General features: G+C 50.1%; 18 protein-coding genes. 9 read left to right on the forward strand and 9 right to left on the reverse strand.

Annotated elements, in window-relative coordinates; translation table 11 throughout:
- Window positions 1-350: 350 nt before the first annotated feature.
- Window positions 351-2,918 (forward strand): rhamnogalacturonan lyase, encoded by a 2,568-nt coding sequence (locus BM200_RS23485; RefSeq protein WP_091189082.1) that lies wholly within the window; start codon window positions 351-353, stop codon window positions 2,916-2,918.
- Between the two features lie 34 nt (window positions 2,919-2,952).
- Here BM200_RS23485 and BM200_RS23490 read toward each other — a convergent pair whose 3' ends face one another.
- On the reverse strand, window positions 2,953-3,456 hold the full coding sequence (locus tag BM200_RS23490; protein WP_091189083.1) for a hypothetical protein: 504 nt from the start codon (window positions 3,454-3,456) through the stop codon (window positions 2,953-2,955).
- A gap of 284 nt (window positions 3,457-3,740) precedes the next feature.
- On the opposite strand from BM200_RS23490, the gene BM200_RS23495 reads away from it, so the two are divergent.
- The gene (locus tag BM200_RS23495; RefSeq protein WP_245773125.1) at window positions 3,741-4,739 is read left to right on the forward strand and encodes a quinone oxidoreductase family protein; all 999 of its coding nucleotides are present in this window, start codon (window positions 3,741-3,743) and stop codon (window positions 4,737-4,739) included.
- A gap of 13 nt (window positions 4,740-4,752) precedes the next feature.
- Here the strand turns inward: BM200_RS23495 and BM200_RS23500 are convergent, their stop codons facing one another.
- Window positions 4,753-5,580, reverse strand: coding sequence for a helix-turn-helix transcriptional regulator (locus BM200_RS23500; RefSeq protein ID WP_175532985.1), 828 nt, complete (start codon window positions 5,578-5,580; stop codon window positions 4,753-4,755).
- 487 nt (window positions 5,581-6,067) lie between these two features.
- Between BM200_RS23500 and BM200_RS23505 the strand changes: the two genes are divergently transcribed.
- From BM200_RS23505 to gyrA, 5 genes are all read left to right on the forward strand, one after another.
- A complete protein-coding gene (locus tag BM200_RS23505) occupies window positions 6,068-7,852 on the forward strand; it encodes an ABC transporter ATP-binding protein (protein WP_091189086.1) in 1,785 nt (594 codons plus the stop codon).
- A complete protein-coding gene (locus tag BM200_RS23510; RefSeq protein ID WP_091189087.1) occupies window positions 7,849-9,696 on the forward strand; it encodes an ABC transporter ATP-binding protein in 1,848 nt (615 codons plus the stop codon). Before BM200_RS23505 ends, BM200_RS23510 begins: the two co-directional genes overlap by 4 nt.
- 115 nt (window positions 9,697-9,811) lie before the next feature.
- On the forward strand, window positions 9,812-10,990 hold the full coding sequence (gene purT / locus BM200_RS23515; protein WP_091189088.1) for a formate-dependent phosphoribosylglycinamide formyltransferase: 1,179 nt from the start codon (window positions 9,812-9,814) through the stop codon (window positions 10,988-10,990).
- A gap of 352 nt (window positions 10,991-11,342) precedes the next feature.
- Window positions 11,343-13,313 carry a DNA topoisomerase IV subunit B gene (gene parE, locus BM200_RS23520; protein ID WP_091189089.1) on the forward strand — a complete coding sequence of 657 codons (1,971 nt, stop codon included), beginning with the start codon at window positions 11,343-11,345 and terminating at the stop codon, window positions 13,311-13,313.
- An 11-nt stretch (window positions 13,314-13,324) separates the two neighbouring features.
- Window positions 13,325-15,778 carry a DNA gyrase subunit A gene (gyrA, locus tag BM200_RS23525; RefSeq protein WP_091189090.1) on the forward strand — a complete coding sequence of 818 codons (2,454 nt, stop codon included), beginning with the start codon at window positions 13,325-13,327 and terminating at the stop codon, window positions 15,776-15,778.
- Here gyrA and BM200_RS30115 read toward each other — a convergent pair.
- The gene (locus BM200_RS30115; protein WP_217649583.1) at window positions 15,769-15,936 is read right to left on the reverse strand and encodes a hypothetical protein; all 168 of its coding nucleotides are present in this window, start codon (window positions 15,934-15,936) and stop codon (window positions 15,769-15,771) included. The two genes, gyrA and BM200_RS30115, sit on opposite strands and share 10 nt — an antisense overlap.
- A gap of 196 nt (window positions 15,937-16,132) precedes the next feature.
- Here BM200_RS30115 and BM200_RS23530 point away from each other — a divergent pair, with 196 nt between their 5' ends.
- Entirely contained in the window at window positions 16,133-16,537 is a 405-nt protein-coding gene (locus BM200_RS23530; protein WP_091189091.1) for a MarR family winged helix-turn-helix transcriptional regulator, read from the forward strand.
- A gap of 24 nt (window positions 16,538-16,561) precedes the next feature.
- Here BM200_RS23530 and BM200_RS23535 read toward each other — a convergent pair whose 3' ends face one another.
- The 3 genes from BM200_RS23535 to BM200_RS23545 all read right to left on the reverse strand — a co-directional run bounded on the left by BM200_RS23535 (window position 16,562) and on the right by BM200_RS23545 (window position 19,520).
- Window positions 16,562-17,839, reverse strand: a complete 1,278-nt coding sequence (locus BM200_RS23535; protein ID WP_091189092.1) for a CapA family protein — start codon at window positions 17,837-17,839, stop codon at window positions 16,562-16,564.
- 80 nt (window positions 17,840-17,919) lie between these two features.
- Window positions 17,920-18,654 (reverse strand): RluA family pseudouridine synthase, encoded by a 735-nt coding sequence (locus BM200_RS23540; protein ID WP_091189093.1) that lies wholly within the window; start codon window positions 18,652-18,654, stop codon window positions 17,920-17,922.
- Window positions 18,654-19,520, reverse strand: coding sequence for a class I SAM-dependent methyltransferase (locus BM200_RS23545; protein ID WP_091189094.1), 867 nt, complete (start codon window positions 19,518-19,520; stop codon window positions 18,654-18,656). Before BM200_RS23545 ends, BM200_RS23540 begins: the two co-directional genes overlap by 1 nt.
- 206 nt (window positions 19,521-19,726) lie before the next feature.
- Here BM200_RS23545 and BM200_RS23550 point away from each other — a divergent pair, with 206 nt between their 5' ends.
- Complete coding sequence (locus BM200_RS23550; protein WP_091189095.1) at window positions 19,727-20,362, forward strand: phosphatase PAP2 family protein; 636 nt, start codon at window positions 19,727-19,729, stop codon at window positions 20,360-20,362.
- A 19-nt stretch (window positions 20,363-20,381) separates the two neighbouring features.
- On the opposite strand, the gene BM200_RS23555 is transcribed toward BM200_RS23550, so the two are convergent.
- The 3 genes from BM200_RS23555 to BM200_RS23575 all read right to left on the reverse strand — a co-directional run bounded on the left by BM200_RS23555 (window position 20,382) and on the right by BM200_RS23575 (window position 23,975).
- On the reverse strand, window positions 20,382-20,708 hold the full coding sequence (locus BM200_RS23555; RefSeq protein WP_091189096.1) for a helix-turn-helix transcriptional regulator: 327 nt from the start codon (window positions 20,706-20,708) through the stop codon (window positions 20,382-20,384).
- Between the two features lie 380 nt (window positions 20,709-21,088).
- Window positions 21,089-22,189 (reverse strand): winged helix DNA-binding domain-containing protein, encoded by a 1,101-nt coding sequence (locus tag BM200_RS23565; RefSeq protein WP_091189098.1) that lies wholly within the window; start codon window positions 22,187-22,189, stop codon window positions 21,089-21,091.
- Window positions 22,190-22,739: 550 nt separating this feature from the next.
- Entirely contained in the window at window positions 22,740-23,975 is a 1,236-nt protein-coding gene (locus BM200_RS23575; protein ID WP_091189100.1) for an MFS transporter, read from the reverse strand.
- Window positions 23,976-23,982: the final 7 nt, after the last annotated feature.

Genomic DNA, 23,982 nt, shown 5'->3' on the forward strand with positions numbered 1-23,982 from the left:
TTTTGCGCCCACAACGGCTTTAATGAGCCGTTGTGGGCTTTTTATGTTTCATAATGAGTTAGTTCTTAAGACGGATTCCCGAATGATGCAATAGAACCATGATGCGAGTAGTCAATCCTCCTGATGAGGGGTATCAACGATGATGCAGGGTCAAACCTCCCGGACACCTGCTGAAAAAGACGGTTTTTTAACGGAAATACACTGCTATTTGGATGGGATTTATTCTCCGCTTTCATATAATGAAGGGGTCAATTACCAATATTTATCTTTTATAGGAAGAAAGGAGGGCGGTTGTTTCATTGGCTTTTGTAAGCGTATTCACAACTTTCTGCGCCAGGAGGAACGAGTTAATGACAACGCGTACTAATAGAAGGAAAACCATTCGAATGATGATGGCAGGCGTTCTGGCCTTATCGCTTACCATGACGGGGTCTGCCTATGCAGCTCCTGCGGAACAGGATTCCGCCAGTCAACCGAAGGAGGGTAAGGGAAGCGTGCAATTAGAATATTTGGACCGGGGACTTGTCGCCGCGACTACTTCCCAGGGTGTATTTATCAGCTGGAGGCTGTTGTCCTACGAGGTGACGGGGAGTACGGACAAAGGCCTGACCGGGCCGGCGTTTCATGTTTACCGGGACGGAGTGAAGATCGCCACGGTTACAGACAGCACCAACTTTTTGGATCCGGCAGGGACAGCAGCTTCAAAGTATTATGTAGCAGCTGTAACAGGCGATAAGGAAACGGATCAAAGCGCAGCCGTTCAGCCTTGGGATCAAGCTTATTATGACCTGAAGCTGAACAAGCCTTCGGATGGCGTAACGCCTAAAGGCGAAGCTTACACCTATTCCGCCAACGATATGAGTGTAGGGGACGTGGATGGAGACGGGCGTTATGAGTTTTTCGTCAAATGGGAACCGTCCAATTCCAAGGATGTCTCTCAAAGAGGCTATACGGGCAAAACGTATATCGACTGCTACACCTTTGAAGGCAAACTGCTGTACCGGATCGATCTGGGCGTTAATATTCGTTCCGGAGCTCATTACACGCAGTTCCTCGTCTACGATTTTGACGGAGACGGCAAATCGGAGATGATGTTCAAGACGGCTCCCGGCACGAAAGTGATGAAGTACGGAGCAGACGGCAAAGTCATTTCGGAAAAATATATTTCCATGCCGACAGCGGATATCAAAGCCGGCTACAGCAATGAAGACGATTACCGCTTGAGTGCCCAAGGCTATTATGATCATGTGGTGAACATGTTTATGGGTTGGAGCGACCGGGAAGAAGTAAAGAATGGCAGCTGGCCGAAAACGCTGGAGCAAGCCTTCGGTATTGCGCCGAAGTACAGCTACCCTCTGTCGCTCGAGGACGCCCGCAGCCTGACGGACTATTTCATGGATGTCTATGCGCCAAGCCGGAGCGTAAACAACAAGCTGCGTGAATTTGAAGGCTTTATCGTGGACGGGCCTGAATATTTGACGGTATTCGAAGGGGAGACGGGCAAGGAGCTGGAGACCATTCCTTTCAAGACAGCCCGCGAGGACGATGGACTGTTATGGGGCGATTACGCCATGGGCAGAATTGAACCCGCCAACCGGGTAGACCGTTTCCTTGCAGGCGTTGCGTATTTGGATGGACACAATCCTTACGCTGTATTTGCTCGAGGCTATTATACGAGGTCTACTCTCGTGTCTTACGCTTGGGATGGCCATCATCTTAAGGAGAACTGGTACGTGGACAGCGGCTGGACGCCGATGACGAACCCGTTCAACGATGGTCCCCACGGTCGGGACGGCACAGATCCGGAGTTCGGCACGTTGACGACGCAAGGCGCACATTCCCTTAGCGCGGCAGATGTTGACGGCGACGGCAAGCAGGAAATTGTATACGGATCCGCAACCATCGATCATGACGGAAGTCTGCTCTACAGCTCGATGGATGTGATGCCGCCGCAGAGTGCAACTCCGGGAGCGATCGCAAGATTAGGTCATGGTGATGCCTTGCATGTGACCGATATGGATCCGAACCGTCCAGGGCTTGAGATCTTTATGGTTCATGAAGGAGGCGCTTATGCCCCGTATGGTTATTCCCTGCGCGATGCCAAGACAGGAGAGGTTCTGTATGGCGGATATACGGGCAAGGACACCGGGCGCGGCATGGTTGGTGATGTTAATCCGGCGAATCCCGGGCTTGAGACTTGGGCGGTTGGCCTATGGTCAGCAGACGGTCAGAAGCTGGGAACTACGGCGCCGGGCACCAATATGAGCATCAAATGGGCAGGAGACATGACGACGCAAATCGTATACGGCGCTATTGATGTTACGCCAACCATCGATGACTGGAAGAGGGGCAATCTTCTGAAGGCGTCGGGCACGCTGACGAACAACTATACGAAGGGCAATCCTTCGCTGGTGGCGGACATCTTTGGAGACTGGCGGGAGGAACTTCTTGTACGTACAGCAGACAGCAGCGCGATCCGGATCTATGTAAGCACCGAGGTTACAGACCGGAAGCTGTATACCCTTATGCATGATCCGCAGTATAGAGCAGAGGTTGCACGTCAAAATACGGCTTACAACCAGCCTTCGTATACAAGCTTCTATTTTGCTTCCGATACGAATTTCGCCAAGGTACCGGTTCCGCATGCGTCGCTGCCAGGTCTCTTGAACAATCTTCAAAGCAAACTGGACGGTTATATCGCGGACGGCAGCGTTAGCGGAGCAATTGTCAGCCAGCTGACCAACTCGTTGAAGCAAGCGCAGCAACAGTCCGAGAAGGGCTCGGCGGACAAGGCGGCTGATTTTATCAGCAAGTTTCTGTCCCAGCTGGAGAAGCGTTCCGGTAAAGATAAAGTATCGGATGCAGCGCTCAAAAATTTAACCTCTCAGGCGAAGCTTCTGCTTTCGCAGTGGTCCTAAGAAGTAAAAAACGGCATCCCATGGGGTGCCGTTTTTAATCATATCCGCCTTCTGCTTCAGGCAGTGCTTTATAGCTGTCCTTGCCTTCAACAATCTGCCAGATATAAGTTCTCAGTTCCTTCAATTGCTCCGCATCCTTAGTTATATCACAATACTCGTTGGTCCATGAGAATGATTTGGTTTCGCCATTGACCGTCACTTTCCAGCTGTCTGTGCTGCTAGGCGTCTGAGAACAGCTCCTCTGCTTCGGAAATTGTTTTTCGCCCATTATGTTCATGTCTTTCATTTGGCTATAAATGGATTGAAGTTCATCGTTGCTAAAAACCAGGTCTGCTGTAGCAGTGCCCTTCGTAATAAGATCCTTTGTAACGGTATTCTCATAGGTGTTGATTTCGTTTTTATTGACTTCCCCGTACCCGAAGCTGACTGAAAACTGGAAATCAGCCGGCTTTTCTTCAGGCATTTGAACCTCTTTCTCTTTGCTGCACCCCGCAAGGAACAGGAAGGCCACACTTATCACAACAAGAATCCGGATCATATCATTCCCCCTTGTAAGGTTAACGCGTTCAAGGCGGGATTTGTTGCGTATGTTTTATCTTCAGGAAATCACTATCGTAAGCGCTCCATAAAGGCAGCTTGGAGAGGGGAGAATCAAACTGATGTTTGGAGACTCCTTCACTCTCCCGGAAAATTGCTGCGGATATTAATAAAAGCGTAATTTTGACTGCCTGTTACTCCCGGTACCTGTATAACCGCTAACTGGCTGCTTACCTTTGTTTTTACCATAATGAAAAAGAACATGACAAGAACAAGGAGGCGCTAATGATGCGTGCATTGATTATTCCTCAATTTGGAGATGCTGATGTGTTAACCCTAACGGATATGAAGGTTCCTGTACCGGGTCCTTCTGAAGTGACGATAGATGTTGCCTATGCCGGAGTTAACTATGCCGAGGTGTTATTCCGTAAAGGGGTTGTGCAAGAGCTGGAGCTGCCGTTTGTACCGGGTATTGAAGTATCAGGCACCATTCGTGAGGTAGGAAAGCATGTGAAGGGCTTGAGCGTTGGGCAGCCTGTTGCGGCACTAACCATCGCAGGAGGCGGCGGTTATGCGGAGGTTGTTAAAGTACCGTTCGAGCTCGTGTTTCCGCTTGATGAAGCGGGGAGTCAGGCTATAAGCATGGAGCGTGCGGCTGCTTTTCCGTCCAATGTGACCACCGCATACATGATTATTTCAAATGTGTCCCGTATGCAGCAAGGGGAAACCGTACTGGTTCATGCGGCAGCAGGTGGAGTAGGCAGTGCGATCGGTCAAGTTGCCAAGTCGCTCGGAGCCGGCCTTGTCATTGGAACGGTCGGAAGCGCGGATAAGATCGCTTATGCGAAGAGTCTCGGTTATGACGAGGTGTACCTGCGGGAAGATTACGAGGAGCAGGTGAAGAAGCTGACTGGCGGGCAAGGGGTGGACATTGTTGTGGATCCGGTCGGCGGCCTTATGCGGGCATCTTCTCTCGGCCTGCTCAAGCCTCTCGGACGGCTGGTTGCGATGGGGAATGCCAGTGATGCTGAAGACGTCAAGCAATCTTTAAATGAATTATGGTTTTCAAGTAAAGCGGTATTAGGCTTTAATCTGCAGCAGATGAGTATGGCGGCTCCCCGGCTCGTAGCCGATTCTGCCCGCAAAGCGTTGGCGCTAGTTGCAAACGGGGAAGTGAAGGTGGATGTTACCAGTCTTATGCCGCTGCACAAAGCCGGAGAAGCCCATAGACAGATTGAAGAAAGAAGATCTACGGGGAAGATCGTCCTGCAAGTGGGCTTCTGACAGTGCGAAAGCCTTAGCGGCTGAGCAGCATTTGCAGTTTTTCGCTCGTATCCGTTCCTTCGGTCGGGATATATACGCAGCAATGTACGCTGCCGCTCCCATTGATTTGGGAGAACGAATTGATATTGAAGGAGAGCAGACCAACTTCTTGGTGATGGAGCCGAATCGTCTTGATTGTCTTATCCATAATGTCGTGGGTGGACCAGAGCTCGCGAAATTCCGGGCTTTCACTTGTCAGCCTTTCGATCAGCCTGTGAAACGCCAAATCGGTTAAATTTTTTTCATAGCGTCCACGAAGCACGCCAGCTGTATATTGGGCGTATTCTTCCCAGTCCGGCATACAGTTGCGTAAACCCTCGTTCATGAACGTAAGCCAGGCCATGCATCGGTCCTCTTCGGGAACGGAAGGAAAATCAAAAATAGTCCGGCGCGCGGAGTCATTCCAGCTCAATACTTCCGTACGGTCTGTCGCAATAAAGGCGGGGTAAGGGAGCTCATAAATGATTTTTTCGATGTCTGGGCTGAGCTGTTGTACAGCCGGAGCGGGATTCGGAAGCTCCAGGCTGGCAAGGTGAAGCATGTGAAGATGCTCGTTCTTGCTGAGCCGCAGCGCATTGGCGACACTGTCAAGAACTTGTCTGGATGGCGTGGATGCCCGTCCCTGCTCCAGCCAGGTATACCAGGTTGTACTGACATGGGCAAGCTGGGCAACCTCTTCTCGCCGCAGGCCTGGCGTTCTTCGTTTGCCGTAACCCGGAGGGAGGCCGGCTTCTGAAGGATTCATTTTCTCTCTGCGCGATTTCAGAAATTGTCCGAGCAGCACGGCTTTTTGCTTATCCATTTCGCAAGATCCTCCTTGTTCATTCATACCCCTCATTATACTCGAGGCAAGAGATGCGACAAGTACTGGTTATGCTGCTTCTGCCTGTTCACTCCATAGCAAGAAGCGTCCAATCCTCGCGATCGGACGCTTCTTTACTTTTTATATAGAATCTTAATTTGCCTCTTTTACATATCACTGTGTGTTTCTGTGCAAAAATGGAGGAATTGCCACACATCTGGGTTGATTATTGATTATTTAGGAGGATACCCCGTTAATTTTTTCTAATTCGCCATAATCGGCTGATTCAGCTAAATATTCGTGATTATCTACTGTTTGCCGGGTCATGGCCGTTACTGCTAATATTCATCACATACCAAGGTGAAACGGCTTCCCCGGCATGTTGCGGCGGAGCGCGTTTCACTCCGGAGAATTCTAAGGCCAATTTATGAATTAAAATTTATAAATCCTTAGAATTTTATAATAAAGAACGGGGAGATGGATTTACTTGGACGTCTTTAGGCAATTGAAACGGTTTTATTGGGTTGAGCGAAAATATCTGCTATCATCAATTATTTGTCTGATGTTTGCAACGGCGCTTGGTCTGGTTTATCCGAATTTGCTGCGTTATTTGATTGATGATGTGATCAAGCCAAGAGACTTTGACAAGGTGCCTATGCTAGCTCTTTCCGTCGTAGGGGTCGTTACCTTAAAAGGGTGCATGCAGTTCCTGCACGGTTTCTTCGGCGGAAGACTTGGCAACCGGGTAACCTTTCGTATGCGGAATGCCTGCTATGAGAAACTTCAAACGCTTTCATTCCAATATTATGACAAGGCGAAAACCGGCGATTTGATGTCCAGATTAACCGCGGATCTTGAGGCCATCCGGCAGTTTATCGGCTTTGGCTTTGCTCAGATTCTGAACGTGGCGCTGATGATTGTTTTTGGCGGCGCAATGATGATGTCGATCGACTGGAAGCTGACGCTGATCACGCTCGTAACCATCCCGTTCCTTGCCTTTACAGCGATCCGGTTCGAGAACAGAATCCATCCGGCTTTCCGTGAGATGCGCAAAGCGATGAGTAATCTGACGACAGCCGTCCAGGAAAATATTACGGGCGTAAGAACGGTCAAATCCTTTGCCCGTGAGCCTCATGAAGTAGATAAATTCTCGAAGCGCAATGAGCAATACCAGGCGAACCAGATTGGCGCATCGTCGATCTGGGCAAAGTTCTTCCCGTCCATGGAGCTTCTGGCCAATCTTAGTGTCGTTATTCTGCTGCTTGCAGGGGGCACGCTTGTTATCCGCGGAACGTTGTCGCTTGGTGAACTGGTTGCGTTCTTCAGCTTGATCTGGTATATCATCGGACCGATGTGGGGCATCGGCTTCCATATTAATAACTACACCCAGTCCAAAGCATCCGGTGAACGGGTGATGGAGCTCCTTAATACGCATATCCATGTTCAAAGCATAGAGAATGCGGTAGAACTGGATACGCAGATGGTCAGAGGCCATGTCCGCTTTGATAATGTTACGTTTAATTATCCGGACAAAGCACCCGCACTTTCGAATATTAGCATCGATGCGCCTGCGGGTAAGGTTGTAGGTCTCCTGGGTGCAACCGGCTCAGGCAAATCTACAATTATTCAGCTCCTCATGCGGGCGTATAACGTGAAGACAGGCAGGATTACATTGGACGGCGTTGACATTCAGAATCTGGATGTGGAGAGCCTGCGCAGCCAGATCGCTCCGGTCTTCCAGGAAACGTTCCTGTTCTCCGCCTCGATCCGTACCAACATTGCCTACGGCGTGCGGGATGTAACGGATGAGCAGATCATTCGTGCAGCCAAGCTTGCGAAAGCACATGATTTCATTATGGAGCTGCCACTAGGATATGAAACGATTGTTGGCGAGAGAGGCATGGGCTTATCCGGCGGGCAGAAGCAGCGGATTGCCATTGCCCGAGCTTTGATTCGTAACCCCCGTATTCTTATTCTGGACGACGCGACCAGCGCCGTCGATATGGAGACGGAACACGAGATTCAGGCCGGCTTTAAAGAGCTCATGGCAGGGCGCACAACGTTTATTATTGCGCACCGGATCTCATCCCTTCGCCATGCCGACGAAATTATCGTGCTGGACAAAGGGCATATCGTACAACGCGGTACGCATGATGAGCTGATCGCCCAGCATGGACCATACCGCGAAACCTATAACATTCAATATGCCGATAGGCCGCTCGCCAACCTGGATTCTTCGGTACCCGAGCGGAAAAGGAGCGTTGTTCAATGAGCAGTTCCAATAAAGAACTGAAAGATAGAATCAAACAGGCAAGCGACAAGAAAGAACGGTTTATTTACCAGGATGACGACGCGATTGAAAAACCGTTTAACTGGGGGCAGATGCGGCGCTTGTTCCATTATATGAAGCCGTATACGCGCCAGCTGATTCCCGTTATTATCGCCATGATTATTGGTACGATTACAAGACTGACTATCCCGGCTCTGATCATACTGGCCATTGACAAGGCGATTCAGCCGGCGACAGGCGATCCGAGCTACAACAAGCTTTATCTGATTGCAGGTATAATGGTTGCTTTATTTATCATCCAGTGGGCTTCCAACCAGTACCGGATCAAGTACACGAACATTATCGGGCAAAAGGTCATTTATGATCTCCGCCATCATCTGTTCCAGCATATTCAGAAGCTCTCATTCCGTTTCTACGACAAGCGTCCTGCTGGTTCCGTGCTTGTACGCGTAACGAATGACGTTAACGCCTTGCAGGATTTGTTCACGAACGGGGTCGTCAACTCCCTGATGGATTGTGTACAGCTTGCAGGTATCGTCGTCATCCTTCTGATCTGGAACTTCAAGCTTGGCCTTGCTGTCATGATTACCGTTCCGATTATGTTCCTTGTCTCGTCAACGCTTCGCAAACGGATTCGTTTTGCCTGGCAGGATGTGCGCAAGAAGCAATCGCGTATCAACTCCCACTTGAATGAGAGCATTCAAGGGATGAAGATTACGCAGGCGTACGTACAGGAAAAAGAAAACATGAATTTCTTCGATAACATGAACGCGGTTAACGTGAAAGCCTGGAACAAGGCTTCAGCGCTTAACCAGACGTTTGGTCCGGTTATCGAGGTGACTTCGGCGATAGGTACGTTTATCCTGTTCTGGTATGGCTCTTATTTGATCGAGCATCGGGAAATTACAGTAGGTCTTCTTGTCGGCTTTGCCAACTATGTCGGCAACTTCTGGGATCCGATCAACCGTCTCGGCCAGGTCTATAACCAGCTGCTTGTTGCCATGGCTTCCTCGGAGCGTATTTTCGAGTTTATTGACGAGGAGCCAACGGTAGGCGAGCTGGAGCATGCGAAGCCGCTGGCCAGCATCCGCGGTGATGTGCAGTTTGACAATATCGTGTTCGAATATGAGAAGGGCAGACCTGCCCTTCATGGCATCAGCATCAACGTGAAGGCCGGTCAGTCCATCGCGCTTGTTGGACATACCGGCTCCGGCAAAAGTACGATTATTAATCTGCTCTGCCGATTCTATGATCCGGTTCAGGGCGCAGTACGAATCGACGGTCATGACATTCGCAACGTAACGCTTGACAGCCTACGCTCGCAGGTTGGTCTTGTGATGCAGGATACCTTTATCTTCGCCGGCACAATTCGCGACAATATCCGGTACGGCAGATTAGAAGCGACGGATAATGAAATTGTGGAAGCGGCAAAAGCCGTCCATGCGCATGATTTCATCATGTCGCTGCCTGACGGCTATGATACAGAAGTAGAAGAGCGCGGCAACGTCCTGTCGATGGGTCAGCGCCAGCTGCTGTCCTTCGCCCGTGCACTGCTTGCCGATCCGCGAGTTCTTATCCTGGATGAAGCGACAGCAAGCATCGATACGGAGACGGAGCTCAAAATCCAGGAGGCGCTCAAGACGCTGCTGAAAGGACGCACGTCGTTTATGATCGCCCACCGTCTGTCCACGATCCGTCATGCGGATGAGATTATCGTTCTTGACCATGGCCGGATCGTCGAGCAGGGCAACCATGAGCAATTAATCAAGAAAAATGGCATTTATAATGGTCTTATTGAGGCCCAATATCGATTCTTGTCGGCCTAGTATTGATTTTTGAGGAAAGAACCTCCACAATGGAAGAAAAATAAACCAGACCTCGGGGGATGTGTAATTCACGTCAACCTCGTCGCTGGGTTCTTCCGGGAGGTTCTTTTTTATTATGTATGGATCACCATTGACAACGAATGCACGCAAGCTTCTTCTGCTCGGCTCTGGCGAGCTTGGCAAGGAGGTTGCCCTTGAGGCACAACGCCTTGGCGTAGAGACGATTGCCGTTGACCGCTATGTGAATGCGCCGGCGATGCAGGTTGCCCATCGTTGCCATGTTACAGATATGCTGGACGGCGCTGCGATCAGACGGATTATCGAAGATGAGAAGCCGGACTTTATCGTTCCTGAGATTGAAGCGATTGCAACGGAAACCTTGATTGAGCTTGAGAAGGAAGGCTTTAACGTTATTCCGACAGCTCGCGCAGCGCGGCTGACAATGGACCGTGAAGGCATTCGCCGCCTGGCAGCCGAGACACTTGGACTGCCAACGGCTCCGTATCAATTCGCGGATTCGCTTGATGAATTGAAGCTGGCTGTCAAAGAGATTGGTCTGCCTTGCGTAATCAAACCGATCATGAGCTCCTCGGGTAAAGGGCAAAGCGTATGCCGGACGGAAGAGGACATTGAGAACTGTTGGAATTATGCGATGGAAGGCGGACGCGCGAAGAAAGCGCGGATTATCGTCGAAGGCTTTATTACGTTTGAATCCGAAATTACGCTTCTTACAATCCGTTCCGTATCCGGGACAAGCTTCTGTGCGCCAATCGGCCATGTACAGAAGGATGGCGATTATATCGAGTCCTGGCAGCCGCATGCCATGACAACGGAGCAAATCAAGCAAGCCGAAGAAATCGCTATGCGCATCACGGATGAACTTGGCGGTTTTGGCCTGTACGGGGTAGAGCTGTTCATTACGCAAGACGGCGTTCTGTTCAGCGAAGTATCGCCTCGTCCGCATGATACGGGAATGGTAACGATGGCCTCGCAGGACCTGTCGGAGTTTGCCCTGCATGTACGCGCTATTCTTGGCTTCCCGATTCCCACGATTCGCTTGCTGACTCCCGCGGCAACCCATACGCTGAAGGCTGACCGCGAGTCCGCTTCCTTCCGTATTGGCGGCGTTGAAGAAGCGCTTGCATTGCCTAATACACAAGTCCGGGTATTTGGCAAGCCGGAGACAAAGGTTGGGCGCCGGATGGCGGTTGCATTAAGCACGGCAGGCAGCGCGGATGAAGCACGCGATCTGGCCCGCCAAGCGGCAGAATCACTCCATATTCAATACGATTAACGGATCATTGCAGCGGCGGCTTCCCTTGTGCAAGAACAGGGCGAAGCCGCTCCTTTTTTAATTCTAGTTATTTATTGGTTTTGTGTTATATTTGGCTTACGATTCTCCGGAATGAAACGTACTTCGCCGCCAATCCCTTACCCCTTCATGAATGGAACGCGGCAATTTCGAGCATGAATAATTTAGCGTGGGGCGCGAATTTATGTTATTCTGTTAATCCATCGAGCGCTTTGACCGATATTGATTGAGGTGGTACGTTATCACTCGTGTCTTTACTAATCGGGACAAGTTGAATTAAAATAGCTTGAAGATATGGAAACGTGAAGCTTCGCAAAATTTAGGAGGCATACCCATGGCAGAGCAAGTAGATCTTTTCGCAAAAACAGCGGCCCCGGAACGGAATTATGAGGCCGATGATATACAAGTGCTTGAAGGCTTGACCGCTGTACGGAAGCGGCCGGGCATGTACATTGGCAGCACGAGCAGCTCAGGCCTCCATCATTTGGTCTGGGAAATCGTCGATAATGCCGTGGACGAGCATTTGGCGAAATTTTGTTCGGCGATCGACGTAACGCTGCACAAGAATGGCGCGGTTACCGTGCAGGATAACGGGCGCGGCATTCCGACAGGGATGCATAAGACAGGAATTCCTACACCGCAGGTCGTCTACACCATCCTGCATGCGGGCGGCAAGTTCGGCGGTGGAGGCTATAAGAAATCAGGCGGTCTGCACGGCGTAGGCGCTTCGGTAACAAACGCGTTGTCCGAATGGCTTGAAGTGGAGATTTTCCGTGACGGGAAAATACATAAGATGCGCTTCGAATATTGGGTGGACAAGAAGGGCAAGGAGCATGTCGGCGAGCCGGTTACGGGGCTTGAGATTATCGGCAATACGAACCGGACAGGCACGAAGGTAACGTTCAAGCCGGACGCCCGTGTCTTCCAGGGCGGGATATCGCTGAACTATGATACGCTGGCAGAGCGTTTGCAGGAAATTGCGTTCCTGAACTCCGGCCTTAAAGTCACCATCAAGGATGACCGCAGCGGCAAAGAGGATGTATTCCACTACGAAGGCGGCGCGCGTCAGTTCGTGCAATATCTGAATGAGGATAAAACCGTCCTCCACGAGGTTGTTCATTTTGCGGGAGAGAAGGACGAGATTGAAGTGGAAGTCGCGCTTCAGTACAATGACGGGTATACCGAGACGATCGCATCCTTCGTGAACTCGATCCCGACACGCGGCGGCGGTACGCATGAGACCGGTTTCAAGACGGCCTATACCCGCGTTATGAACGAATATGCCCGCAAAGCAGCCATGATCAAGGAAAAGGACAAGAATCTTGAAGGCAATGATCTGCGCGAAGGCATGATGGCGGTTATCAACATCAAGATGTCCGAGGTGGAATTCGTCGGCCAGACGAAGGACCAGCTGGGCAGCGCATCAGCACGAAGTGCGGTAGACGCCGTAGTCTCCGACAAAATGCAGGTATTTCTTGAGGAGAACCCGCAAGTGGCGCAGATGCTTCTGAAGAAGGCGGTTCAAGCCTCCAGGGCAAGAGAAGCGGCGCGCAAAGCACGTGAAGAGATCCGCAGCGGCAAGAAGAAGAGCGAAAGCTCCAATCTGAACGGCAAGCTGACGCCGGCGCAGTCGAAAGATTTCTCGAAGAACGAGCTGTTTATCGTCGAAGGGGATTCCGCCGGCGGTTCCGCGAAGCAGGGCCGCGACTCGAAGCATCAGGCGATCTTGCCGCTGAAAGGCAAGCCGATGAATCCGGAGAAAGCCAAGCTGCTCGATATTCTGAAGAATGATGAGTATAAAGCGATTATTGCCGCGATTGGAGCGGGCGTTGGTCCGGAATTCGATGCAGACGAATGCAATTACAATAAAATTATCATTATGACCGATGCGGACACGGACGGCGCGCACATTCAGGTACTGCTGCTGACGTTCTTCTACCGGTATATGAAGCCGCTGATCGACACTGGCCGTGTCTATATCGCTCAGCCGCCTTTGTACAAGATTACGCGTAAATCCGGCAAGCTGGAGACGGTCCGTTATGCCTGGACAGATGAACAGCTGCAGAATTACCTGAAGGAATTCGGCAAAAACTTTGAGCTGCAGCGCTATAAAGGGCTTGGCGAGATGAATCCTGATCAGCTGTGGGAGACCACGATGGATCCGGAGACCCGTACCCTGCTGCAGGTGCAGATCGAGGACGCGGCAAAAGCAGAGCGCCGTGTATCCGCGCTGATGGGCGATAAGGTTGACCCTCGCAAGCGCTGGATTATCGAGAACGTGGACTTCACAGAATATGTAGAATAGGAGGTAACGGCATGGACATGCTGGAACAGTTTTTACCGGCGTATTTGGAAGAGGTCGTTGGTGACCGATTCGGCCGTTATTCGAAATATATTATTCAGGACCGGGCAATTCCTGATGTAAGGGACGGACTTAAGCCCGTTCAGCGCCGTATCCTGTATGCGATGTACGATTCAAACAATACACCAGACAAGCCATACCGCAAATCAGCGAAAACCGTCGGAGACGTTATGGGTAACTACCATCCCCATGGCGACTCTTCGATTTATGAAGGTATGGTGCGGATGGCGCAGCCTTGGAAGATGGGCCATGTCCTTGTAGACGGACACGGCAACTGGGGCTCAATGGACGATGACCCGGCAGCGGCAATGCGTTATACCGAAGCGCGGTTGTCGCCAATCGCTATGGAGATTTTACGTGATATCGATAAACGGACTGTCCAGTTCAAGGACAATTTCGATAATACAACGAAAGAGCCTGTTGTATTGCCGTCCCGTTACCCGAACCTGCTGGTGAATGGCACAAGCGGGATTTCGGCAGGTTTTGCAACAGAAATTCCGCCGCATAGCCTTCGGGAGACCATCGACGCTTGTATTGCCGTTATGGCTCGTCCGGAAATTACGGTTGATGAGTTGATGGGTATTGTAAAAGGTCCGGACTTCCCTACCGGCGGCGTTATTATGGGCGAGGAAGGAATCCGCGAAGCCTATACGACGGGCAAAGGCAGAATCTTTATCCGCTCGAAGGTCGAGATTGAAGATGTACGCGGCGGACGCCAGCAAATTACGATTACGGAAATTCCATATCAGGTTGTTAAATCCCGTCTTGTCAGTGCCATGGAGAATATCCGCCTGGAGAAGAAGGTAGAGGGGATCTCTGAAGTTCGTGACGAGAGCGGTCGTAACGGTCTTCGCATCGTTGTCGAGCTGAAGAAGGAAGCGGATGCAAACGGCATTCTGGCTTATTTGCTGAAGAAAACCGATCTTCAAGTAACGTATAACTTCAACATGGTTGCGATTGTGAACAAAGCGCCGCAGCAGCTTGGCATCAAACAGATTCTAAACGCGTACATCGCCCATCAGAAGGAAGTTGTTACGCACCGCACCAAATACGAGCTGGAGAAGGCCGAAGAGCGTGCGCATGTCGTGGAGGGTCTCGTAAAGGCACTTAACATCCTCGATGAGGTTATCGCGGCGATCAAAGCATCCAAGAACCGTGCGGATGCGCAAAATAACCTCGTAGCGATGTTTGGCTTTAGCGAGCGGCAGGCCGATGCGATTCTTACCCTTCAACTGTACCGCCTGACCAACCTGGAGATAACATCGCTGGAGAAGGAACTGAGAGAGATGCAGAAGCGTATTGCTTACCTGCGCTCGATTCTGGAAAGCGAGAAGAAGCTTATTGGCGTGATCAAGGATGAGCTCACGGAGATTCGTGACAAATTCGGCATTGACCGCCGTTCCTCGATCCGCGGTGAAGTCGAAGAGCTGAAGGTGAACCTGGAAGTAATGGTTCCATCTGAAGATGTGATTGTTACGCTTAGTGAAGAAGGGTATATGAAGCGGACAAGCATCCTGTCATTCACCCGCTCAGGCGGCGATATGCAGACCGCTGGGGTGAAAGAAGGCGATGCAATCAGCAATGTTTATGAAGTGAACACGATAGACAATTTGCTGCTCTTCACCCGCAAAGGCCAATACTACATGCTTCCTGTTCATCAAATTCCGGAGTTCAAATGGAAGGATACAGGTACGGCTGTTGTCAACATCGTCCCGATTCCAAAGGATGATTCCATCGTAGCGGTTATTCCGGTTAAAGACTTCAACCAGCCGGGCTCATCGCTTGTGTTCGTAACGAAACGCGCACAGGTGAAGCGCACAGATCTGAAGGATTATATGACGACCCGTTCCACCGCTATTGCTGCCACAAAGGTTGCAGACGGGGACGAGGTTATCCGCGTGATGCAAAGTGACGGAACGAAACAGCTGCTGCTGGTAAGTAAACTGGGCATGAGCATCCGATTCAGCGAGCAAGAAGTGAATCCGATGGGCAGGGTTGCAGCGGGTGTACGCGGCATGCAGCTTAGAGAAGATGATGAGCTTATTGCAGCCGAGTGGGTGGCTGATGATGAAGGCGAAGTACTGGTCGTGTCGGATTTGGGTTATGCCAAACGTACCTTGCTGCTGGATTATCCGCTTCAAGGCAGAGGCGGCAAAGGGCTTCAAACCTTTGAATTCAAGGAAGGCAAGCGTGTGAAGCCAAACGGCTCTGCGCTGGTCGCGGCTCTATATTGCAAGGAAGAGAAGGGCATTATAGCGCTTACATCCTCAGGCGCCCAGCTTGCAGCGTCTTCCGAGAAGGCGCCGATTGAAGACCGGAAGTCTATAGGACGAATCCTGCTGCCGGTTGATAAGAATGACGTCATTACAACGATCTTTGTCAGACCTGATTTATCTCCTCAGTCATAAGGCCGGTTAGGCGGGTCAAACCGTTCAATTAATCGGATGATGGCTTCAAACATGACCCACATTGGCACCAGCTCATCCGGGCGGTCGAGCCATTGTGGGTCTTTTATGATACCGTAATCTTTAATCTTGCGCATGATTTCTGCCTTCTGGTCATCCAATGGGGATCACTCCTTCACGCATCAATTCGACGAATTGGTGAGGCGCCTATGCCCATTGTATGTCTACTTCTGTCATAATGTTCGAATTTATAGCGATTAATGGCTCAAATTATTAATTGCGTTAACCTTTTATTCGACATTTGCGAATGATATAATTGGTATAAATGAGAAAATTGGACAGGAAGCGGGTGTAATTATGATTTCTGAAGAATTTACTCGATTATGGACAAAGATGACAAGAGAATGGAAGGATAGTTTAGAAGAGGGGCTGGCGCCTCTAACGGAAGGCCAGTTGAATGTGCTGAACATTTTACTGCAGCATGAGCCGATGAAGCCTTCTGAACTGCTGCAATACCTCGCAACAACTCCTGCTGCGATAACTACGCTGCTCGACCGTATGGAGCGCAATGATTTAATTGTACGTACCAGAGATAATCAGGACCGCAGAATTGTATGGGTATCTGTTTCGGAGAAAGGAAGAAACGAGGCCCAGCGCGGAACGGAAGTGCGTTCCAAGCTCATTGGCGAATCGCTGGACCGTATCTCTTCTCATAACCAGCAGCTTCTTGTGTATCTGCTGGGCAAGGTAGCTAATGCATAAAACGTAGGAAGATAGAATAATAGCTTATTGTGAATCCGTATTTAACATGGCTCTCAGACGATTACGAAGTACCTTGAGCGTTTGCTTCATGGAATTGTAATCATCCGTTGTTAACAAGCTGTCGCTCGCAGCCGCGATCGTCTGTTCTACCGGCAGAATGCGGAATCTGTAATAGTTGTCCGGTTGGTAGCGGTGCACATAGGTAGGAGTTGACTCAATATCCGATAGCTCAATCGAGCCGTCGGATTTATTTTTGCGAACGGTTACTTTAAAGATGACGCCATAATCCTTTGTATCATCGCGCTGGGCGGAAATAAAGTTCCCCATCGAATAAATAATAAGTCCTTGTCTTGTGCGGCCGTCGGCATCCGTGGTATCCAATACCTCATAAGGCTGGATGACATGCGGATGAGAGCCTGCAATAATATCCGCGCCTTCCGCTACAAGCTTGCGTGCCAGCTTCTTCTGCTCTTCATTAGGCGAGGTCTGATATTCAACTCCGAAGTGCAGAGCTACCGTTACGAAATCCGCGCCGATCTCTTTCAGGTGATGGATATCATTGATCATCTTCTGCTCGTCAATCATAGAGACGGCGTATGGTTTGCCCTTCGGAAGCGGGATACCGTTCGTTCCGTACGTATAGGCGAGCAATCCCATCTTGATCCCGTTATGTTCGACGATGACCGGAGTGTCGGCTTCTTCCTGGGATTCGGCCGTACCTTTGATCGCGAACGGGTATTTCTTCAAGTGCTGCAAGGTGAGCATAAGCCCTTTACCACCTTTGTCTAGCGAGTGGTTATTGGCATTGGTCAAAATGTTAAAGCCTGCATACTGCAGGGCGTCAAGCAGCTCTATCGGGGCGTTAAAGCTCGGATAACCGGTATAGCCATAAGCGGCGCCGGCTACCGGCGTTTCCAGATTGGCCATTACCCAGTCGCCTTTCTCTAGAATCGGCTTTACTTCGTCAAAAAAATAGTTGAAATTATATTTTTTCGTCTTCGTGTCGTAGGCACCGGGCAGCTCCGGCTTATGCATCATAATGTCGCCTACAGCCATCCATACGGCTTCATCGAATTGAGGCGTTGGAACCGGAGTGGGAGTCGGCTCAGGCGTTGCGGTTGGAGTTGCCGTTGGTACATTAGTTGAATCTGGTTGACTAGGCGCAGGAGGCTTTGATGCCGTATCCGTCAGGCGAGAATCCTGCTTCAAGGTTGTCGTGATGATCAGTAGAATTCCTGCCGCCGAAAGCAGCAGGAGAATGAAATGAACGGTCAAGCGCTTCTTGCTTCGCATTCTGCGCATGAAGGGCGGATCCCTCCTTAAAAGAATTGTGAAACAATTCTTACTTCGTAAGCATTTGCTCCAAGAATTGTGAGAAATAGCTACAAGAACATACTGGATGCTTCCTCCAGCTGCTCGTTTGTCCACCAGGACCAGGCTGGAGAGCCATACGGAATGGAGCGGAAGCATTGGCGTTCCTTCGTGACCGGATGGGGAGCTTCAACGGAAGTGGACCACAGTGCAATATCGGATACGGCTGCCGTGCTTGGAGCGCCGTATTTGCGGTCCGCGACAAGCGGACAGCCGATATAAGCCATTTGAGCGCGGATTTGATGCGGTCTGCCGGTGTGCAGCTTAACGGCAATGAGAGAGTATCCTCCAGCCTCTGCGCATACCTTGTATTCCAGTATCGCTTCCTTCGCATCTTGTGCCTGTTCTGTATATACGGTTACTTGATTGCGCTTGGCATCTTTCCATATGTAATGTCTGAGACGGTCCTGCTGTTTCGCAGGTTTGCCGTGAACGACGCAGACATACGTTTTGCCAAAATTACGGCTTCGAACCGCTTCGGACAGACGGGAGGCTGCTTTGGAGGTTTTGGCAAACAGCATAGCTCCTCCAACGGGACGGTCGAGCCGGTGAACAAGGCCGAGGAATACGTTCCCCGGCTTGTTATGGCGGACCTTCAGATCCTGCTTGATTAATGTAAGCATGTCAGGATCCCCGGTTTCATCCTCTTGGGAAGGGATACCGGGGAGCTTGACCACAGCAATAATATGATTGTCCTCATACAATACCGGAATGACCGGGCTAATTGCATCATTTCCGGCAGCCATTATTCCGACTCCCAGCGACCAAGAATGCCGCAAGGCAAATGCAGGCCGGATTGTGTAATCGGCAAGCCGATCTCGCCGCAATTAATCATGCCGCCGAATTTGTTCTTCATTGTGGTATGAAGCAAATTATGAAGAACCGTCGGAGAGAGCCCCGTTGTATAGGAATTAATCAGCAGGAAGAGCGGATTATCCGACAGAATCGTTGTACAGAATTCAAGGAACGGGTACAAATTCTCTTCGAGCTTCCAGGTTTCGCCGTTTGGTCCGCGTCCATAGGAAGGCGGGTCCATAATGATAGCGTCATATTGACGACCGCGGCGCTGCTCGCGCTGTACGAATTTAAATACGTCATCCGTAATATAACGGATAGGGGCACTCTCGAGGCCAGACAGCTGCGCGTTTTCTTTTGCCCACTGCACCATCCCTTTTGCCGCGTCAACATGCACGACATCCGCGCCAGCTGCTGCTGCGGCGACCGTAGCGCCTCCGGAGTATGCGAACAGGTTCAGCACACGGATCGGACGACCTGCGGAACGGATCTTGTCCATCATCCAGCTCCAGTTCGCAGCTTGCTCAGGGAACAGGCCGGTGTGCTTGAAGTTGGTCGGTTTGATGTGGAATTTGAGCTCGCCATAAGAGATGGTCCAGCGTTCCGGCAGGCTGGATTTGAACTGCCATTGTCCGCCGCCCGAGGAGCTGCGGTGATAATGCCCGTCTACCTGCTTCCATGCTCCTGTTTCACTTGCGATCGGCCAAATGATCTGAGGATCCGGACGGCGGAGAATGTATTGTCCCCAGCGCTCCAGCTTGTCTCCTGCCCCAGTGTCGATAACCTCATAATCGTTCCATTTATCTGCTAAGTACATGTTATAGTGATCCTTCCCTGGTGTATAATTTTCGTTGTATTATAATGAAGTCTTCGACTATTATAACGAAGCGCACAGAATGAAGCAATTAGGTTGATGCCTACGAAGTAAGAATCGCCACAAAAGGCGTGTGACAATTCTTTTTAGGTTCATGCTTACGAAGTAAGAATCGCCACAAAAGGCGTGTGACAATTCTTTTTAGGAGGGTGCTTATTATTCGAAAACAAGGGTGGTTATACGGTTTAACGGCTAGTCTGCTGATCTTTATTGCAGCAGCTATGCTGGCTTCGCACTCAAAAGCTTCGCAGCTTGATGAATCGGTTGCGGACTGGTTTGCAAGTATACAGAGTGGGGCGTTAACCGATTTGTTCAAAGCGATGACAACGCTGGGCTCTACTGTGGGAATTATTGGAATTACATTGGTATTGGCTGCATGGTTTGCGTGGAAGCAGGGGTGGAGAAGGGCGGTGCTGTTAATTGCGGGGGTAGCAGGGGCGTATGCAGGGAATACGATTGTGAAATCCGGATTTGACCGCGCAAGGCCAGCGATGGCATGGGGAATCGAAGCGGAGGGTTCAAGCTTCCCGAGCGGCAATGCAATGCTGGCAATCGTGATGTACAGTTTGGCGGCAATCTGGATTATAAAGGACAGAAGAATTAACCGCGTTGTAAAATGGATCGTCGCTATTATTACAATCATTCTGATTATACTTATGGGAGCATCCCGTTTATATTTCAGCGTGCATTATACTACCGATATTATTGGAGGTTATGCAGCCGGCTTTGTTATTGTATGCCTTGTGATGGCGCTTGCAAGCAGAAAGAGGCTTAGTAGCCGCTAGTCTTGTGGACAGCGGCTAATTAAGACTCCCGGATGGCATCCAGCATTTTGTCGATGGATTCCTTGCGTTTGTTTTCATCCATGGTATTGAGCAGCCGAATAATTTCAATCGTATCCGCTGCAAATTGAGACTCCGTGCCGCGTGAATCCCCATCGATAATATAATCGGTGGTGACTTCAAAAAAAGCGGCAAGTTTGATCAGAGTCTCATACACGGGCTGCCGGTTGTTAATCTCGTAGTGGCTGTAAGCGGATCGCGTTATGCCGATGGATTGTGCAACTATTTCTTGCGACAAGCTTCGCTGCTGGCGCAGCTCCTTCAGGCGATCTCCCATCGTCAAGGTCATTCGCTCCTCATATTGGTAATCAATTTGGCGATATGTTACACTCACTACTAGTAATTTATGATACAAAACGTATCATTGTCAAGCTTAATATGAGAAAGTTACTAATAAAATAGAAAATTTTAGGAAAGTTGACGTGAAGCCATGGTTTTGACCTTTGAATGTGAATGCGGCAATAAAACAGGGGTATTTGCAACCGGGGACCGGGACGATACCGGCAGAGAATTTATCGAGCTTGAGGACGATGATCGTTTGACCTACATAATAGGAGAAGACGGTATATTGTTTAAATGCAAGTTCTGCGGATACACATATCGGATGGATAAGCTGTAAATGAAATACTGCGGTAAGGCCATGATTCCCCCGGAACCATGGCTTTTTTCTTAGTTAAAGCGTATCTCGTGATCGAATCCTTCGGCTGCGAATTCCAGCAGCTTCTGACCTTCTTGTGTAAGTTCATGCTGTTCTTCTTTGGTGAGTGCTCTAAATGGATCGACGATCAGCGCAGCCTTCCGGCGATCCCGCACGATGGACCAAATCCCTTCAATATATCCGTTCAGCAGAATTGTTGAGCGGAGAATGCCATTGGCGGTAAAGATTCGCTTGGCATATGTATGGTCCATGATGCGGGATCGATCGGCTATGCCAAGCAGCATCTGATCAAATTCCCCGAGGAAGCGGGCTGGTGGATCGACGCCGGCATCAGGACGGGGAGCATCGGGCACATCAAATAATTCATTACCGTGTTCATCCTGGAAGGTAATGAGCTGCGGCCGAAGCCTCTCGAAATATTCCTTCAGCCGGGTTAGCCCGGACCAGGCCTGCATATCCTTGACAGTGGCCGGCCCGTAAGCCGCAAGATACCGCAGAATAAGCCTATCTGCGTCCGGCTGTTCCGCTAGGGGCTGTCCAAGCCATAAATTAACTGTAGTATGAGTTGCTTGTCCGCTTTCACCCCACAAGCCGCGCGGCGGAATCTGAATGAGCGGAACATAGGTACGTACTGCTGTTGCAAGAGCCTCAGGATCAATGCCTGGCCTGCTCTCCGCCAGCAGCTTGCCGAGCTCGCTGAAGGTACGCGGCTGCTCCTCTACAAGCTTTCTTCCTTCCGCAATGACGGCTTCCAGATCGACACCGGCAAGACGTTTCCCGAAGGCTGCTTTGTGTGCCCGCTCATGTACCGTTTGCACCCATGGTCTGATCAGCAGACAATCTTTTGCAGATACCAGATGGAGAGTGGAGCGCATGAGAGCGATCCTTACGGCTTGGCGTTCCGAGATCAGGGCAGATAATTGAGCTTGATCAAAGCCTTCAAGCCTGGTCCATAGCGAGTAATAGGGAGCATGAGGGGCTTGTGCCTGCAAGCCGATAAACCATTCCAGCACGTTAAGAACAGGCATGTCCGAGCGGGAGAGCAGCATTTGTCTGGCTAATAGAGCCCGGTTCAGTTCCTGAGAGCTTATCTTTGCTGCCTGGCGATTCATATGCACTCACACCTTTTTATAGAATCTATTTCCAATTAGAGTAGCTTTCTTTGAGACAAGTTACAAGTCATGCAGAGGATGATTAATGAAAAGGATATTCATTTGACCGTATAGAATGGATAAATAGAAAATTCTGTGTGATTGAGGTGTGAAATGAATTCGATACTTGAACTGAAGAGGACAAACCAGTACTCAAATTGGCTGAGGAACTTCAAAGTTTTCTTGAATGGCATCGAGTATGAAAAAATCGCTGACGATGAAACGATCCGGTATGAGCTGGAGCCAGGAGAATATGAACTATATGTAAAGATAGATTGGTGCGGAAGCAATCGTTATCAGTTCACCTTACATGAGAATGAAATCCTTCAATTGGAATGCGGTTGTCCTATCCGAGGCTGGAAGTTTCTTTTACAACCGTTCATCATGCCTTACTATATTTTCTTTTACCCAAACAAATATTTGTATATTAGATAAAAGAATCCGGCAATAGCAGTCAGGTGCCAGCCATTAAATGGCGCACCCGGACTACTGTTGCCGGATTTTATTTGAATTACCGGGAGGATACTGCTCTATTCTCTCGAGCAGCCGCTGAAGCTTTATCTTTTTTACCTGTAAACAGACTGACCAAATAGACAAGCATAAAAATTACCATGGCAACGGCAGCATAGCGGTACATGACCGAATAGCTGGTTGCAGACGCGACAATGCCAAGAAGCATGGAACCGGCGGCTACGCCGAGATCAATCGTGTTGTAGTACAAGCTGTTAGCAAAGCTGACTTGATGCGGTGCGGCTTCACGCAGCATCCAGGCTTGTGTTGTGGGCTGTATCGCGCCAAATCCAAAGCCGTACAGCAAAGCAGACACAATGACCAGCGGAAGCGAGTGCGCGTAAGACAAGATGAGCAGGCTCGCAATAACAACAAGTGCTCCCGGGATAACAATCAGCATCGGCCCGCGGCGGTCGAACAGCTTGCCGGAGATCGGACGAATAACAAATACCGTAAATACAATAAATAAGAAGAACAAGCCGATCTGCTCGATATGGTTCTGTGCGCCGAAGAGCGCAATAAAGCCAAGAATACCGCCGTATGTGACAGACATCAGTACATTAAGTATAGCAGGCACCATCATTCGCGCCGTGGAAGAACCGGCAGAAGATTCTCCTGCGTCTGTGGCACTAACGGATGGCGATGGAGCGGCTTTGGCCGGCTGCTTCGGAATACTGCGCGTAACAATCAATAGCGGAACAATGAGAACAAGGGCAATTGTACCGATCATCGCAAGAGTCGTAAAGCTGAATTGCTTAATGACGGACAGACCAATCATAGGGCCAAGCGACATGGCAATACTTGTGGATAATCCGAAGTAGCCGATCCCTTCCCCGGTTCTTTTCTTCGGAATAATTTGCGATACCAAGGTTGGAATGATGGTGCTGGTCATCCCGAAGCCAATGCCAAATAACGCCCGGAGAACAAGAAGAGACGTGATTGAGCCGGCAAATGGATAGAGGACCGTCGCAATGGCGGCCAACACAAGTCCAGCAAACAAGATGACGTTTCGATGTACTTTGCGAAGCAGCGCTGCTGTCGCGAACCGGGTTACGATCGCCGCAAGGGCGAACAGGCTGGTCACGAGGCTGAGCGTAAAGTTATTGGGGTGAAATTGCTCTTTCGCATAAGTAGGGAAAGGCGAGAGCAGCATCTGCAAGCTTAGAAACAGCAGCAAATAACTGACCGTCAACGTGACAAAAGACTTACTCCAAAGTTTTTCTGGCTGTATGTTCATGTTGTAT

It is taken from the genome of Paenibacillus catalpae, assembly GCF_900112695.1.
Classification (GTDB): domain Bacteria; phylum Bacillota; class Bacilli; order Paenibacillales; family Paenibacillaceae; genus Pristimantibacillus; species Pristimantibacillus catalpae.

What these genes read in the sequence shown, in the direction of transcription:
- BM200_RS23530 (WP_091189091.1), top strand. Translation starts at nt 16,133, where the DNA reads ATGATTTCTGAAGAATTTACTCGATTATGGACAAAGATGACAAGAGAA.
- BM200_RS23565 (WP_091189098.1), bottom strand. Translation starts at nt 22,189, where the DNA reads ATGAATCGCCAGGCAGCAAAGATAAGCTCTCAGGAACTGAACCGGGCT.
- BM200_RS23485 (WP_091189082.1), top strand. Translation starts at nt 351, where the DNA reads ATGACAACGCGTACTAATAGAAGGAAAACCATTCGAATGATGATGGCA.
- BM200_RS23510 (WP_091189087.1), top strand. Translation starts at nt 7,849, where the DNA reads ATGAGCAGTTCCAATAAAGAACTGAAAGATAGAATCAAACAGGCAAGC.
- BM200_RS23540 (WP_091189093.1), bottom strand. Translation starts at nt 18,654, where the DNA reads ATGGCTGCCGGAAATGATGCAATTAGCCCGGTCATTCCGGTATTGTAT.
- BM200_RS23490 (WP_091189083.1), bottom strand. Translation starts at nt 3,456, where the DNA reads ATGATCCGGATTCTTGTTGTGATAAGTGTGGCCTTCCTGTTCCTTGCG.
- BM200_RS23495 (WP_245773125.1), top strand. Translation starts at nt 3,741, where the DNA reads ATGATGCGTGCATTGATTATTCCTCAATTTGGAGATGCTGATGTGTTA.
- BM200_RS23545 (WP_091189094.1), bottom strand. Translation starts at nt 19,520, where the DNA reads ATGTACTTAGCAGATAAATGGAACGATTATGAGGTTATCGACACTGGG.
- BM200_RS23575 (WP_091189100.1), bottom strand. Translation starts at nt 23,975, where the DNA reads ATGAACATACAGCCAGAAAAACTTTGGAGTAAGTCTTTTGTCACGTTG.
- BM200_RS23500 (WP_175532985.1), bottom strand. Translation starts at nt 5,580, where the DNA reads ATGGATAAGCAAAAAGCCGTGCTGCTCGGACAATTTCTGAAATCGCGC.
- BM200_RS23555 (WP_091189096.1), bottom strand. Translation starts at nt 20,708, where the DNA reads ATGACCTTGACGATGGGAGATCGCCTGAAGGAGCTGCGCCAGCAGCGA.
- parE (WP_091189089.1), top strand. Translation starts at nt 11,343, where the DNA reads ATGGCAGAGCAAGTAGATCTTTTCGCAAAAACAGCGGCCCCGGAACGG.
- gyrA (WP_091189090.1), top strand. Translation starts at nt 13,325, where the DNA reads ATGGACATGCTGGAACAGTTTTTACCGGCGTATTTGGAAGAGGTCGTT.
- BM200_RS23535 (WP_091189092.1), bottom strand. Translation starts at nt 17,839, where the DNA reads ATGCGCAGAATGCGAAGCAAGAAGCGCTTGACCGTTCATTTCATTCTC.
- purT (WP_091189088.1), top strand. Translation starts at nt 9,812, where the DNA reads ATGTATGGATCACCATTGACAACGAATGCACGCAAGCTTCTTCTGCTC.